Genomic DNA, 14,016 nt, shown 5'->3' on the forward strand with positions numbered 1-14,016 from the left:
GACAGTGGCACCACAACGCAGGAACCCAAAGCGGGTTCAAGGAATAGTTCGGAAACGAATATGCACCGTTGCCAGTAGAAGAGATCCAATGGCAGGATCTGCTGAATAGGACTCGGTGGTACGACTCCCCCTCGTCTTGCTGTCTGAGCGCTGAGATCCGCGTCGTTGCAGGGATGTAAGGCTGTGGGGAGTTGTGGCGGGCGTCGGCGCGTTGGGTGACGAGGTTGATGGGTTGAGCTGCCGACGCGGCCGGTGGTTCCGCGGATTCTCGGGGTTTCCTTGACGGGCGTTCGCATTTTATGCACTCTGAGTGCATTATCTGCAGAGGCTTCGGAGGCCGTGATGGACCCGTTGGAGGGCCGATTGATCAGGCTTCCGCTGCGGCAGGAAGCCGTCAGTGCGGATGCGGTGTTCGAGGACATGCTCACGGGCTGGAAGCAGCAGCAGCTGGCCAGGAACTTCACGGCGGGCACGATCCGGGGACGTGAGAGCCTGGTCCGTCGGTTCGTGGATTACACCGGGCATTTCCCGTGGGACTGGACGGTTGGTGATGCTGATGAGTTCTTCGCTCATGAGCGATCGATCCTGAATCTGGCCTTCGCGACGATCCGCGCGTATCAAACCCATCTGAAGGTGTTCTGCGATTTCCTGACCGATCCGGCTTATGAGTGGGACCGGATCTGTCAGCAGGGGTTCGGCCGCTCCCCTGCCCAGATCATTACCGAGTTCAACCGGGCCCGGCACGTGCAGAACAATGAACAGGCCCCGGCGAAAAGGCCGTTTACCCGGGTCGAGCTGCAGGGATTTTTTGATCTTGCCGACCTCGAGGTCGAACGGGTCCTGTCGTCGGGGCGTAAGGGAGCGGTGGCCGCTTACCGGGACGCGACCGTGTTCAAGACTGCCTATGCCTGGGGTTTGCGGGCCAATGAGGTCACGCACCTGCAGACGGTGGACTTCTCCCGGAACCACCGGGCGCCGCAGTTCGGTGAGTTCGGTGTCCTGCAGGTCCGGTATGGCAAGGCCCAGCGGGGTTCCCCGCCCAAAAGACGCTCTGTGCTGACGGTTTTTGACTGGTCCCCCGAGGTCCTGGACACCTGGATTCGTGTTGGTCTGCCCTGGCTCACCCCAGCCGTATCGGAGGTCTTCCCCACGGCCAATGGTCTGCCGGTCCCCAAGTCCAACCTGCACCGTCGCTTCCGTGACTACATCGATGAGCTCGGCTACCCACCAGGCCTGGACATGCATTCCCTGCGCCGTTCCTACGTGACCCACCTTTTCGAGCACTTCGGCTTCGACCACACCTTTGTTCAACGGCAGGTCGGCCATGAACACGCCTCGACGACCTCCCTTTATACGGCCGTCTCCAGCGACTATCAGACCAGTGAACTCAACCGGGTGCTTGAAGACATGATCGACAGGGCCGTCAGGCCGGAGGAGGAACGAGAGTGAAACGGGACATCGAATACCGGTGGCGGGCCCGGGAACTGATGGCCCGGCACGGCATGCGCACGACCCGTGAGCTCGTGGGGCCGCTCCGTGAACGGGGCATCACTCTCTCCGAGTCACAGATCTACCGCATGGTCAGCCAGAACCCGGAACGGATTTCCTTCCAGCTCCTGGCTGCCCTCTGCGACATCTTCGGCGTCGAAGCCAACGAACTGTTCACCTTCACTGCCACCGATGCCAAGTCCAAACGCCAGCAACAGGCCGTTACCTCCGGGGAAAACGTGGTCCGTTTCGCTGACGCCTACAAACCCGTCAGGGCACGGATCCTTGAGGACTGAACCCGCCCCGCGTGGCCGGCCCCGGTCCCACGGCGAGCACCGGTGCGCCCGATGCAATCGCATGGCCGCCAAAATCCGGGTGGCATGGCCCGATGGGCCGATTTGCGGGATCTGCTTCACCACTGCCCTGCGGACCCGGGGAACGTGTCCCATTTGCGGCGACGAACGACTGCTCCCGGGTAGAACCGCTGAGGGGGCACACATCTGCCGGGACTGCGCCGGCATCACCACCACCATGACCTGCGACGGGTGCGGCACCGAAACCGAGAGGTTCCGTGCCGGCCACTGCATCCGCTGCGTACTCAAGACCGACCTGGAACAGCTCCTGCACCCCACCAGTCCCCCGGACCTGCGTCTCAAACGCCTCATCGGTGTCCTGGCCGGGGCCGATCGCCCCGAGAGCGTCTACACCTGGATGCGCGGAGCCAAAACCAGGCACCTCCTCGAAGGACTCGGCACGCGCACCATCGCACTCACCCACGAAGCCTTTGACGCCCTGCCCGGATCACGGTCCGTGGAATACCTGCGGGAACTGCTCATCCATCACGGCATGCTCGAGGGCCGGGACCGCCAACTCGCAGCTTTCGAACGCTGGCTGACCACCCGAATCATGGACCTCGCCGGAACCCCACACATCCAGACACCCATCGAACGCTTTGCCCGCTGGCACCACCTCAAACGCCTCCGCGCCATGGCCGCCCCAGACAAGAACCTCAACACGGCCGTCCGCTCCGCGAAACAGGAAATCACCGAAGCTGGGAAGTTCCTCACCTGGCTCGACACCACCCACGACCTGACCAGCACCGGCATACAGCAGGCCCACATCGACGCATACCTCGCCGACGGGCCCTCCACCCGATACACGATCCGCACGTTCATCATCTGGCTCATCAAGAACAAGGACATCGACAAGATCCACGTACCGCACCGTTACGCCGCCACGACACCCCTGATCACCCAGCAACAACGCCTCGAACTCATCCGCAACTGCGTCGAGTCCAGCGAAATACCCCTCACCTACCGGGTCGCGGCCCTGATCCTGCTGCTCTTCGGCCAACCCGTCGGAAAAATCGCCGCCCTGAAATGCTCCGACATCCAGGCCCTACCTAACGGATTGCATCTGAACCTCGGCAACACCCCCGTCCTGGTTCCTGCCCAGATAGCCCCCATGTTCTGGGAACACCTCCACCACCGCCCCAACCTGCGAACCGGCAACCGCGGGAATCAATGGCTCTTCCCCAGCACCATCCCAGGACAACACATCCACGCCGACACGATGATGGGTCAACTCCGTACCCTGGGCATCAACCCAGGCGGAGCACGCAACACCGCCCTGCGCGGTCTGATCCAGGAACTACCACCCACACTGGTCGCTAATGCCCTCGGCTACAGCTACCAAGTCATCCACAAACACGCCACCGACGTCGGCACAACCATGGCCAGCTACGCAGGGAAAATCCCTCTCCCCACCCACACCCCACCCAAACACCGACCACTAGGCAGCGAATAGGACTCAAAACGATAAGTCCCGTTCCCGCTTATGTTGACGTCTATGGGTCCCCCCACCTGCCTCAGGCTCCGGTAAACCCCAACCCGAATGGCTCTCGATGCTGGCGTCAGTGACTGACGCGGAGACTGACACGGAGATTTAGAACGTGTGGCAGGGAAGTTAGAAGTCATGCGACTCGGGGGTGCGGCCGCGGGGGCCCACCAAGGTTCCCAGGATTAGCAGCCCGACACCGATCGAGACGAAGACATCAGCAAGGTTGAAGGTGGAGAACCAGGAGACGTGCAGGTAATCGGCCACACCACCGTCGGCCAGCCGATCGAGCAAATTGCCCAGTGCCCCGCCAAGAAGCAGAAACCCTCCTACTTGGCCCAGGCGGCCCAGCGTCGGGGCTGACGCCAGGAGGAACCACGCCAGTCCTACGATGATCGCCCCAGTGCCGAGGAGGATGACAATCGGCGGCAGATCGGCCCCGAAGCTGAACGCGACACCCGGGTTGAAGTGCAGCCGCAGGTCCACGAGTCCGCCCTCGATGGTCTGGCCCTCACGCAGCTGCAGTTCGACGATTGCCTTCACGGCGAGGTCAACACCTACCAGGATCAGAGACCCGACCAGCATCCAAACCCGGGTTCTCTTGCGTGCTCTGGATGCAGCGGAGGCAGCAGGCTCGTCTTCACTCATCACGGTTTCCTCCTGTTGCCGTCCGAGGCGCTGTGAAAAAGGTACTGTCCGCCGAGGACGCGGGCAGTGGTTCCTCATTGTCCCGTTCCGCGCGCGAAGAACAGGGCGAGGACGATGGTGTCATCGATGGTGGTGAGAAAGAACAGGCCCATGGCTGGGAGGATCGAGGGCGGAATCACGCAGTGACCACCGAATCCTGGCAACCGGGCAGAGAGCATCCGGCCTCCAGGCACGGTGCTCCTTCATTGACCGCGAGGCTTACCTCAACCAGCGACGTCAGGATCTTAGCCAGGTGTGGATCAGCTATCTGGTAGCGCGTGTGCCGGCCCTCGGCGCGTGCGATGACGATGCCGCAGTCCCGAAGGCACGCAAGGTGATTGGAGACATTTGACCGGGTGAGCTCCAGCTCGCGGGCGAGGTCCGCCGGATAGGCGGGATGGTCGAGCAGGGTCATGAGGAGGCGGGACCGGGTCGGATCGGCCATCGCCCGCCCCAGACGGTTCATCACATCAAGGCGTGGTTTATCAGTCAGCACTCGCTGTACTATACATGAATGGCTGAATCGGCGAGGAGGGTCGGTTTGATGAGCGGATGTACCCGTGCGGCTCTACCGAGATCGGCTGTGGGCCCTGGCCGCGGTACTCGAGGGACGCCCATCGGATCAGGGCCGTTACTGTCCGCCGGTAGAATGAGGTAGGGCCAGGCCGTTGAGAACAAACGATGCAGCAGGAGTGTTGGGAGAGTCATGCATCAGATGATGCTCTTGAATTCCTCTGCCGTTCCCTCGCCAGCCCGGTGGCACCTGCGGGTTCTCGTTCTCCTGCTGGGTATCACCATCCTGCACGTGTGGGCCGGGACGGCGCTCTCGAACAGCAGCGGTGGAACCGGACAGCCCGCCTCTGTGACGACGATCATGCAACAGGCAGCCGCTTCCCCCGCAGCCCTGATGCCTGCTGAGGTCCTTTACCAGACCCCGTCCCCCTTTATAGGGCCGGACTTCAGTCAGCACGCCCTCCTGGAAGATGTGTGTGCTGCCGCCTGTCCTGATGGGCACCTGGTAGCGACCGCTTTGTGTTCGATGGTGCTCGTCGTTGCCGGTCTCATAGGCCTCTACTGTCTGCGCACGATGGTCTTCCTGCCCGGCCGTAACAGGACGCAGGAGTTATGCCCGTCCGTACCGCCCCTTCTGCACTCAAACGGCGTCTGCCTGCTGCAACTGTCGATCAGCCGTATCTAGGATTCAGCGCCTCTCCCGTGTCCGCCCCGCTCCTTCGCCAGGTTCAATGACTGCCGGACGAGCCCTGCCTACTTTTCGCGGCGGCCTCACGCTCTCTTGCTGTGTGCTGTCGTGTTTCCAAGGACCCCACCCATGACTTCCCTGCATCACCCTCGAACCCTTGCCTGCCCGGCAACCATCGCGGCCCGGCTGGTACATCACTGATGAGCATCGGTGAATACTTCGCGGACAGTGTCCAGTCCGGGGCGCTGCTGGCCGCAATACCCTTGGCGATGATTGCAGGGTTCGTGTCCTTCCTCTCCCCTTGCATCCTGCCGCTCATCCCGGGCTACCTCGGCTATGTCTCCGGACTAGCGGAACCCGGCCGCCCGGACAACCGGCGCCGCCTGCTGACCGGTGTCGCCCTGTTCATCCTCGGCTTCGCCCTCGTGTTCACCCTCTACGGCGCCGCGTTCGGTGTCATCGGTTCCTGGCTTCTACGCTGGCAGGACCCACTCATCCGGGTCCTCGGCGTGTTCGTCATTGTGATGGGACTGGCACTGGTCGGCCGGCTTCCGTTCCTGCAGCGGACCGCGAAAATGTCATGGCGGCCGCGCACCGGCGTCGCCGGTGCACCCCTGCTCGGTGTGGTCTTCGGTCTGGGCTGGACTCCCTGCATGGGCCCCACCCTCAGCGCTGTCCTGGCTCTGAGCACCACCACCGGCACCGCGTGGCGTGGGGCGCTCCTGGGATTCGTCTACTGCCTGGGCTTGGGCGTACCGTTCATCCTCGTCGCGCTGGGAGTGCAGTGGGTCACTACCGCCCTGTCCTTCGTACGCCGCCACATCCGCGTTTTCAACCTCATCGGCGGTGCCCTGCTCGTTCTGGTCGGAGTTCTCATGGTCACCGGCGTCTGGATGCTGTGGATCTACCAGCTCCAGAACCTCGCAGGAACGTTCCTCACCCCCGTCTGATGCTTCCCCTGAACGCACCCCTCCCCCGTGCACACCACGATCGAGAAGAGATCGCCTCATGAGTGCCCCCACCCCCACCAACCCACATCAGCTCCACGCACCAGGAACTCCGCCCGCGCCCTGTGCGCCCCGACAGGATTCAATGGCGCCCGGTAGTTCGCGCCCCCGCTCCCGCGCGTCAACACTCGTAGCTTTGCTAGCGACGGCGACACTGCTCATCACCGGATGCTCGGCGCAGAACAACTCCCTTGCCGAGCAGGCCAACGCCGGCGACAACAAGAACTACATCGCCGGCGACGGGTCGGTCGCCGAATACGCTCCCGGCACCCGGAGCGAACCCGTGGACGTTATGGGCGAGCTCTACGACGGAACGACCGTCGACTCCAGCCAATGGGTGGGCGACGTCGTCGTCCTGAACGTCTGGTACGCGGCCTGCGCCCCCTGCCGGGTCGAAGCGCCCATGCTGCAGACGTTGAGCTCCTCCTTCGCACCCGAGGGCGTCAGGTTCTACGGCATCAACGTCCGCGACGAAAAGTCCACGGCTGAGGCGTTCGAACGGAACTTCGGCATCACCTATCCCAGCTTCGTAGACCGCGACGGGAAGCTGCTTCTGAGCCTGACGAGTTATGTGCCGCCGCAGGCCGTGCCCACAACCCTGGTCCTGGACCGGCAGGGGCGCGTCAGCGCCCGCATCCTCGGCGTCGCCGACGAAAGTACCCTCAAGACCCTGATCGCAGACGCACTCGCCGAAGATGGCCCCGCTGCACCGCCTAACCCGTCCACGACGGCAGGAACCGACGATGCCAGCTAACCCCTCATCCGGTCAGACACCCAGGCAGACACCCGGTCAGACAGCAGAGGACGCTCCCGGCCAGGCACCTGACCAAGGCCTCGATTCGAGGCCGGATCAGACACCCGATATTTCGGTGTCCAGTCTGAGCGCCGGTGAAATGCTTCGCTGGGTATGGCGGCAGCTCACCAGCATGAGGACAGCCCTGCAGTTGCTGCTGCTGCTGGCCGTGGCCGCCGTCCCCGGATCCCTGTTCCCACAACGCCGAGCCAATCCTGCCGTCGTCACCCAGTACCTGAAGGACAACCCCGACACAGGGCGTTGGCTTGACCGCCTGCAGATGTTCGACGTCTTCTCCTCGGTCTGGTTCTCGGCGATCTACCTCCTGCTTTTCACGTCCCTCGTCGGATGCGTCCTCCCCCGCACCAAAGCCCACCTCAAGGCACTGCGATCAGCACCCCCGCGCACCCCCCGCCGGTTCGCGCGACTCCCCCAACACGGCACCATCGTCCTGAACGGTGACGGCGCGGGAACGCCCGGCCCCGACCCGGCCACGGCGGTCAAAGACGCCGCGGCGATCCTGCGGAAGCTCCGGTACCGGGTCGACATCCGCGACGCAGATACGGCCACCCCCTCCGTCGGCGCCGAGCGGGGTTTCATGAAGGAAGCAGGGAACCTGCTGTTCCACACCGCTCTGATCGGCGTGCTGGTATCCGTCGCTATCGGCGGCATGTTCGGCTACCGGGGACAGAAACTCATCGTCGAAGGGGAAGGGTTCACCAACGCCCTCATCGGTTACGACTCCTTCTCCCCCGGCACCAACTTCAACCCCGACACCCTCACCCCCTTCGCGCTGACCCTGAACGACTTCGAGGTCCGTTTCAACCGGGACGAACAAGCCACCTACGGTCAGCCCCTGGACTTCACCGCGCGGATGACCGTGCAGGAAAGCCCCGACCAGCCCGCTGAGGACCGGGTCCTGAAGGTCAACGCCCCTATCGGCATCGGTGGCACCAACGTGTATCTCGTCGGGAACGGATACGCTCCCGTCGTCGAGGTCCGCGATGGGGAAGGAAACATCGCCTTTTCCGGCCCCGTCCCATCCCAGCCCACGGATACGGCGTACACCTCGACGATCGTCATTAAGGCGCCCGACGCGAATCCTGATCAACTCGGATTCGTCGGCTTCTTCCTGCCGACCGCCGTCGTGAACAGCGAAGGTCTGGCCTTCGGCTCCGACCCGGATCCCTTTAACCCCCGACTGAACCTCAACTCCTACTACGGTGATCTCGGCCTGGACGATGGAACACCGCGGTCCGTGTACCAGCTGGACACCACGGACCTGACGCAACTCAACGGACGGGACCTGGCCGCAGGCGGCATCGTGCTTGAGCCAGGGCAAACCTACGAACTGCCTGACGGCCGAGGGTCCATCACGTTCGACAGCCTGAAACGCTTCGTCGCCCTCGACATCACCTACGATCCGGGCAAAATCGGTGCCCTGATTTTCTCCACCCTCGCCCTGACCGGGCTCATCCTCTCGCTCATCACCGCGCGCCGGCGCGTATGGATCAAAGCAGGTGCAACACCAGAGGGAGGCACCACCCTCGAGTACGGGCTTCTCGCCCGAGGAGAAGACCCGAGCCTGCGCAACGAGGCCACCAAACTCGAGCAAGCACTGTCAGCCCGCTGGGGTATCACCTCACGCAGCGACGAGCAGAAAAAGCCCTTGCCATCACCTGACACACCGCAGCACATATGACCGCCAAGACATTAATTGCTACGAGAGCCCGACGATTCGTCGGGCCGATCCTGATGACACTCGGGCTTCTGACCGGCGTCGCGCACTTCCTCACGACTTCGCCACAACGCCAACCCCACATGTCCGCCCTGTGGGACGCAGCGACCGGCTACCCCGCCGCCGCCCTGCTGTTCATCATCGGAATTATCCTCACCAAGCCTCGCCGCACACGCTCCAAGGCGCCAGGCACCGCCATCCACCACACAGACCGGAAGACGCTCATGTATCAGCCACACGAAATACCCGGCCTCACCCCACAACACACAAAATCTGTAGGGCAGGAGGGCGAAGTCCTGTACGAGGAGCGCCTCTACCCGAGCTTCTGGATTTGGGTTCTCACAGTAGGCCTAGCTTTCGTTCCTGCCGTCATCTTCGCGCCCATCGACATGCTGATCGGCGTCGTCGCGTCCATCTTGACGCTGGTTGTCCTGATTTTCGCGCTCCTCACCTCCACGCCCACGATCCGCGTGACACCTGCAGAAGTACGTGTGGGACGAGCAACTATCGAACGACAGTATCTAGGCCGGGCCCAAGGTTTCGTCGGTGAGAATGCCACAGCACAACGGGGTACTCGCTTGCATGGCTTGGCCTATCTCTGCATCCGCGGGTGGATCGACGGAGTGGTCCGCGTTGAAGTATCGGATGAGGAGGACAAGACACCCTACTGGCTCTTCTCTTCCCGTCGGCCGCAAGTACTTAGCCGAACTCTCAATGACACCCGTTTCCAGCCTGAACAGAACCGTTCGAGCTGATCAGAACCCTGAACGAGCTCGGCGGGGGAGCTAGTTTCCCTGCCGACCTTCCGACGAAGAACGGCTAGCGCCAGATCTCCTGAGACAACGGGAGCAGCATGAATCTCGACGATGAGCCTGCAGCAACTCCCCTTCACACGGGTACACGAGAAAACTGGACACGGCGGACACGTGATCGCGGATGCGATTGACGGAACTTCCCGCTGTGAACCCGGGTTGCGTTCATGTCTCCCCGCTCGCGACCAAACCAGAGGATGATTGGTTACCCGAAGGGGTAACCGCATCCGCTTCTTACCCTTCTTCTGCAAGATCGGGGTCATCATGGTCTTCTTGAATAGCCAGCTCTCTGAGCGATGGCCGCACACCGCGATGCTTGGAATGATACGAGGACACTGGGTACGCCTACCTGCTGACAACGGGCACGAGGACGATGTCATAGTCGGAGCCGTCGTCGCTACCGATCGGACCTTCAAGCGCACAGTACTTGCCGGACACCCTTCATCAGGACCGCTCTTTCGCCGCAGCCGGCCCGCTGGAGCAACCCCGCTCCGGCCGCGGTTCCACCATTAGGGGACCGGCATGACCTCGACACTCTCCCGGCCGACCCCCGCCCCCGCGCCGGTGCCCCCTACGCCGACCCCGCCGGCCCCCGCCGCCGATCCCTGGCACTGGGCCGTCACGGGCGCTTCCCTCCTCGCCGTGCTCGCCGCGGCCACCAGCCTCGACGGCGTCCTGGAACCCTGGACGTGGCTCCTGCCCGTGGTCCGCACACTCGTCCCCGTGCTGCTGGCGATGGCGTTGACGCGGGCACTCCGCCTGAACGCCGTGCTGGCACCCCTCGCGGGTGTGCTCGCGCTCGTCGGCACCCTCACGGCCCAGTTCTTCCCGCGGCAGAGCATCCTCGGCGTCGTGCCGGGGCCGGGCACCTCGCTGCAGCTCCAGCGCCTCCTCGCCCAGGCCGAGGAGACGGTCGTCTCCCAGGTGGCTCCGGTGCTGCCCGGCCCCGGGATCTTCCTCATCACGTGCGCAGCCCTGGGGCTCATCGCCATCATCGTGGATCTCTTCGCGGTGACGATGCGCATGCCGGCCGCGAGCGGCCTGGGGCTCCTCACCGTCATGGTCGCGCCGGCCATCGTGAAGCCGAACGGCGTCGGGATGTTCGCCTTTCTCGCCACCGTCGTGGCCTACCTGCTGCTCCTCGCGGTGGCGCAGTGGCGCAAGAACCGGCTCGCATCGGGCGGCGCACGGGCGTCCTCGGGCTTCGCGGGCCGGAGCATGATCATCGGCGCGGCGGCCCTCGCCGTGACCGTGGTCCTGCCGCTGTTCGTCCCCGGCTTCAACTCCGGCGCCTTCCCCCAGGGAGCGCGCCTGAACGTGTGGGGCACCGCCACCGGACTGAATCCCGCCGTGACGCTCGGCAACGACCTCCGCAATCCCACGGGCTTCGGACGGATCGCCTACTCGACCAATTCGGACACCCCCCTGTACCTCCGCGCGGTCACCCTCGAGGACTTCAGCGGCAGGCGGTGGGAGCCCGAACAGCGGAACGGGGACCGCGAACAGGGCGTCACCGAGATCGGGGATGAACTGGGCGCGCCCGTCATCCCACCGGAGGCACAGACCGTCTTCACCCGCGTCACCACGCAGAGTTACGCGAGCCCCTGGCTCCTGGCACCCTATTCGCCGGTGGGCGTCTCGAACGTCCGGGGGACCTGGGCCTGGGATCCGGCCAACCTGTCCATCCTCGCCACGGACGGAGGCTCGACGGCGCGCCAGCGGTACCTCGTGGAGAGCCGCTCGGCGGAGCTGACGCGCGACGGGCTCGGCGCCATCCGGCCCTCGGACCCCGACGCCGTCCCGGAGATCTTCACGCAGCTGCCGGACGACACCCCGGACATCGTGCGCACCACGGCCGAGGAGATCGCCGGCGAGTTCGTGAATCCCTACGACAAGGCCATGGCGATCCAGAACTTCCTGCGCGGGCCCGACTTCACCTACTCGGTGGAGGCACCCGTGGACGGCGGGTACGACGGCAGCGGCCTGGACGTGATGGCCCGGTTCCTCGAGTCGAAGTCCGGGTACTGCGTGCATTACGCGGGGACGATGGCCGTCATGGCCCGCGCGGCGGGGATCCCCAGCCGCGTCGCCATCGGCTACACACCGGGCAGCCCCACGGGCAACACGGAGGAGGGCCCCGAGGGAACGGAGCTGCGCGAATTCGTCGTCGACTCCCGCAATGCCCACGCGTGGCCGGAGCTGTACTTCGAGGGCGTGGGATGGGTCCAGTTCGAACCGACCCCGTCGCGCGGCGTCGTTCCCACCTACGCCCAGCAGGCGTTCGCGCCGGTGGGGCCCCGCGCCGACGACACCGACTCGCTCAATCCCGGTGGCCTTCCCGACGTGACCGGGCAGTCAGGATCGACGGCGGAGGGGTCGGACGCGGCCGACGATGCCGGGGCGAACGGGCCCTCCGACGAGGCGCGGCCCGTCGACGGCCTGCTCGCCGTCACGGGCATCGCACTGCTCGCATTCCTGCCGTTCCTCGCCCGCACGGCCAGGACGCGGTCGCGCCGACGGGCCGTGGCCGGAACCGATGTCTCCGCGGGCACGGACGGCGCGGCGACCGCGGCGTGGGCCGAGACGACGGAGATCGCCGGCGACTACGGCTACCCGCTCCAGCCCACGGACACGCCGCGCACCTTCGCCGGCCGCCTCGCCCGCGACGCCGCCCTGGCAGCAGAACCGGCGACGTCCCTCGCACGGCTGAGGACGGCCTATGAGCACGAAGAATACTCCGATTACGGTCCGGAAAGCAGGACAGGAGAAAGCACCGGAGCCCAGCCACCGGTTATATTCGTGCGCCCAATGGCGGCCCCCCACTGGGCGGACGTCGATGCAGTCACGCGGGCGCTCCGTCACCGCAGCTCTTGGTCAGCCCGTCTTAAAGCCCGCCTCTTTCCACAGTCGCTGCTCAACCGCTTCCGGGACAACCCCCGCCGCTGACGATATGGCTTGAACTTGGCGGTAGAGACGTGCGGTGAGCCTCGCTGCTGATTGCCGAGACAATGGCCCTCACGCGCGAATGATTTTTCTGCGGCATCGTTATTCCCCGAACGGGTACACAAGCCACAAATGAACGTCGGTAAGCGACGGGTTCGACTGTGGTGACGTTATGCCGCGAGTCAATGAAACCTTCAGCACCCGCCCTCGTACCGGTGCGCCCATTTCGAGAGCGTGTGACGAGCCACCCGGCCTCCGCCGCGACGTGGGCGACCGGGCAGTGCTGGCAGCGTTCGACCAGGCGTCGTCTTCCGCCGGGTGTTAATGGGGCGTTAGAGTGGGTCATGAGGGGTAGGTCCTTCGTACGGATGTTTGTAGAGGTACTTCCATCCTGCGATCGGGGATCTACCCCTTTCTTACGCTTACATCACCCGCGTGTCACCAACGTCATGACCCACAACAGCTGGTCAAGAATCCTCTACCAACCAACATGAATTGACTCCACCGCTTACCGCCGGCGAGTCTACCCGCAGCTGCACCCGATGGGCAGTGGAACGCCCCTGATCAGCACCCACATCTACTGTGTTCGGGCTGATGTCGACAATCTTCCAGCCCACGACCGCGTAATTCTCGCTCAACGCCTGAATGGCACATTGCGCAGTCGCTCCCGGATCCTTGATTACCTCGAAATCAACGGATGCGAAGCCATTCTGCTCAACGTTGAACCCCACATCCTTACTACTTACCGGTTCCGTGTTCGTCATGGACAGAAACCCTGCAGCGATAACTGCGAGTGCCAGAAGGATGGCTAAGAGAACGAGCTTTGTCCGCCTGGATAGCCGCGCACGAGATCGCCCATATCGGGTGGTTGCAGTACCCCGCTGAGCGGCAGTCGATTCGCTCATGCCGGAGTCTCGCCGCGCCAAGCCCACAACGTATCGATTGCCGAAGGTGCGGACCTGTGTCTGATATTCATTTTCTCCGTTCTCCTCAGCTGATCTTTGAACATGCACATACTCGGGCCGCTTTCATTTGAAAACAGATCCACTCACTTCACAGCAAATATGTAGATCCACCTAACGGCCCGGTCAGGCGGCGGGGCCGCCGTCGCGTCCCGCCGCATGGTGGCCGGCGACTGCGGCACGGATGTCGCCCTCTTCGTGCCCGCCCTTCTTCCCGAACGGCAACGCCTTCATGAGCGGGTGCACGATCGCCATGACGAGAAGGCCCCAGGCGAGTCCGAGGACGGCCGAGCACAGGGTGTTGACGAGCCAGGCCAGGAAGCCGCCCGCTACGGGGACTCCGGCGAAGGGGTGCTCGAGGACGTGGACCAGGTCATAGGGCGCGTGCCAGCCCAGATCGTAGGCCCCCTGCAGCATGATGTGGCCACCGACCCACAGCATGGCGATGGTCCCGACGAGCGTTATCACTGTCAGCACGGCGGGCATCCCCTTCACGAGCAGCTCACCGAGGCGCTTGGAGCCCGCGGAGTCCTTGGTGGTGAGGTGCAG

The 14,016-nt window shown here is 64.1% G+C and carries 13 protein-coding genes and 1 pseudogene; 9 read left to right on the forward strand and 5 right to left on the reverse strand.

The window, feature by feature from the left end; translation table 11 throughout:
• The first annotated feature begins 342 nt into the window (after positions 1 to 342).
• From CXQ96_RS17285 to CXQ96_RS17295, 3 genes are all read left to right on the forward strand, one after another.
• A complete protein-coding gene (locus CXQ96_RS17285) occupies positions 343 to 1,449 on the forward strand; it encodes a site-specific integrase (protein ID WP_104119244.1) in 1,107 nt (368 codons plus the stop codon).
• Positions 1,446 to 1,784: a helix-turn-helix transcriptional regulator gene (locus CXQ96_RS17290; protein WP_104119245.1), complete on the forward strand. Its 339-nt coding sequence runs from the start codon at positions 1,446 to 1,448 to the stop codon at positions 1,782 to 1,784. Before CXQ96_RS17285 ends, CXQ96_RS17290 begins: the two co-directional genes overlap by 4 nt.
• A gap of 235 nt (positions 1,785 to 2,019) precedes the next feature.
• Positions 2,020 to 3,294 carry a site-specific recombinase gene (locus tag CXQ96_RS17295; protein WP_258059182.1) on the forward strand — a complete coding sequence of 425 codons (1,275 nt, stop codon included), beginning with the start codon at positions 2,020 to 2,022 and terminating at the stop codon, positions 3,292 to 3,294.
• 159 nt (positions 3,295 to 3,453) lie between these two features.
• Here CXQ96_RS17295 and lspA read toward each other — a convergent pair whose 3' ends face one another.
• The 3 genes and pseudogenes from lspA to CXQ96_RS17310 all read right to left on the reverse strand — a co-directional run bounded on the left by lspA (position 3,454) and on the right by CXQ96_RS17310 (position 4,507).
• Positions 3,454 to 3,972: a signal peptidase II gene (gene lspA, locus CXQ96_RS17300; protein WP_104119247.1), complete on the reverse strand. Its 519-nt coding sequence runs from the start codon at positions 3,970 to 3,972 to the stop codon at positions 3,454 to 3,456.
• Between the two features lie 77 nt (positions 3,973 to 4,049).
• A pseudogene (locus CXQ96_RS17305) lies at positions 4,050 to 4,151 on the reverse strand (cadmium transporter); the annotation flags it as partial.
• Positions 4,148 to 4,507 carry a helix-turn-helix transcriptional regulator gene (locus CXQ96_RS17310; RefSeq protein WP_104119248.1) on the reverse strand — a complete coding sequence of 120 codons (360 nt, stop codon included), beginning with the start codon at positions 4,505 to 4,507 and terminating at the stop codon, positions 4,148 to 4,150. The pseudogene CXQ96_RS17305 and the gene CXQ96_RS17310, both read right to left, overlap by 4 nt.
• A gap of 210 nt (positions 4,508 to 4,717) precedes the next feature.
• Here CXQ96_RS17310 and CXQ96_RS17315 point away from each other — a divergent pair, with 210 nt between their 5' ends.
• The 6 genes from CXQ96_RS17315 (at position 4,718) to CXQ96_RS17340 (ending at position 12,508) form a co-directional block, all read left to right on the forward strand.
• Entirely contained in the window at positions 4,718 to 5,209 is a 492-nt protein-coding gene (locus CXQ96_RS17315; protein WP_104119250.1) for a hypothetical protein, read from the forward strand.
• A 203-nt stretch (positions 5,210 to 5,412) separates the two neighbouring features.
• A complete protein-coding gene (locus tag CXQ96_RS17320; protein ID WP_104119252.1) occupies positions 5,413 to 6,162 on the forward strand; it encodes a cytochrome c biogenesis CcdA family protein in 750 nt (249 codons plus the stop codon).
• 142 nt (positions 6,163 to 6,304) lie between these two features.
• The gene (locus CXQ96_RS17325) at positions 6,305 to 6,973 is read left to right on the forward strand and encodes a TlpA disulfide reductase family protein (protein WP_104119254.1); all 669 of its coding nucleotides are present in this window, start codon (positions 6,305 to 6,307) and stop codon (positions 6,971 to 6,973) included.
• A gap of 139 nt (positions 6,974 to 7,112) precedes the next feature.
• Positions 7,113 to 8,714 (forward strand): cytochrome c biogenesis protein ResB, encoded by a 1,602-nt coding sequence (locus CXQ96_RS17330; RefSeq protein WP_104119256.1) that lies wholly within the window; start codon positions 7,113 to 7,115, stop codon positions 8,712 to 8,714.
• Positions 8,711 to 9,505 (forward strand): DUF3093 domain-containing protein, encoded by a 795-nt coding sequence (locus CXQ96_RS19015; protein ID WP_308663000.1) that lies wholly within the window; start codon positions 8,711 to 8,713, stop codon positions 9,503 to 9,505. The genes CXQ96_RS17330 and CXQ96_RS19015 overlap by 4 nt, the downstream gene beginning before the upstream one ends.
• Before the next feature lie 579 nt (positions 9,506 to 10,084).
• The gene (locus tag CXQ96_RS17340) at positions 10,085 to 12,508 is read left to right on the forward strand and encodes a DUF3488 and transglutaminase-like domain-containing protein (protein WP_133083286.1); all 2,424 of its coding nucleotides are present in this window, start codon (positions 10,085 to 10,087) and stop codon (positions 12,506 to 12,508) included.
• A 464-nt stretch (positions 12,509 to 12,972) separates the two neighbouring features.
• Here the strand turns inward: CXQ96_RS17340 and CXQ96_RS17350 are convergent, their stop codons facing one another.
• A complete protein-coding gene (locus tag CXQ96_RS17350) occupies positions 12,973 to 13,410 on the reverse strand; it encodes a DUF4307 domain-containing protein (RefSeq protein WP_104119263.1) in 438 nt (145 codons plus the stop codon).
• 183 nt (positions 13,411 to 13,593) lie between these two features.
• Positions 13,594 to 14,016: DUF808 family protein (locus CXQ96_RS17355; RefSeq protein WP_146070935.1), on the reverse strand; the 423-nt coding region annotated here is incomplete at its 5' end.

This window comes from Arthrobacter sp. B1805, from assembly GCF_002929745.1.
In the GTDB taxonomy this organism is placed as follows: domain Bacteria; phylum Actinomycetota; class Actinomycetes; order Actinomycetales; family Micrococcaceae; genus Arthrobacter_D.

What these genes read in the sequence shown, in the direction of transcription:
- CXQ96_RS17285 (WP_104119244.1), top strand. Translation starts at nt 343, where the DNA reads ATGGACCCGTTGGAGGGCCGATTGATCAGGCTTCCGCTGCGGCAGGAA.
- CXQ96_RS17295 (WP_258059182.1), top strand. Translation starts at nt 2,020, where the DNA reads ATGACCTGCGACGGGTGCGGCACCGAAACCGAGAGGTTCCGTGCCGGC.
- lspA (WP_104119247.1), bottom strand. Translation starts at nt 3,972, where the DNA reads ATGAGTGAAGACGAGCCTGCTGCCTCCGCTGCATCCAGAGCACGCAAG.
- CXQ96_RS17315 (WP_104119250.1), top strand. Translation starts at nt 4,718, where the DNA reads ATGCATCAGATGATGCTCTTGAATTCCTCTGCCGTTCCCTCGCCAGCC.
- CXQ96_RS17320 (WP_104119252.1), top strand. Translation starts at nt 5,413, where the DNA reads ATGAGCATCGGTGAATACTTCGCGGACAGTGTCCAGTCCGGGGCGCTG.
- CXQ96_RS17325 (WP_104119254.1), top strand. Translation starts at nt 6,305, where the DNA reads ATGGCGCCCGGTAGTTCGCGCCCCCGCTCCCGCGCGTCAACACTCGTA.
- CXQ96_RS17330 (WP_104119256.1), top strand. Translation starts at nt 7,113, where the DNA reads ATGCTTCGCTGGGTATGGCGGCAGCTCACCAGCATGAGGACAGCCCTG.
- CXQ96_RS19015 (WP_308663000.1), top strand. Translation starts at nt 8,711, where the DNA reads ATGACCGCCAAGACATTAATTGCTACGAGAGCCCGACGATTCGTCGGG.
- CXQ96_RS17340 (WP_133083286.1), top strand. Translation starts at nt 10,085, where the DNA reads ATGACCTCGACACTCTCCCGGCCGACCCCCGCCCCCGCGCCGGTGCCC.
- CXQ96_RS17350 (WP_104119263.1), bottom strand. Translation starts at nt 13,410, where the DNA reads ATGAGCGAATCGACTGCCGCTCAGCGGGGTACTGCAACCACCCGATAT.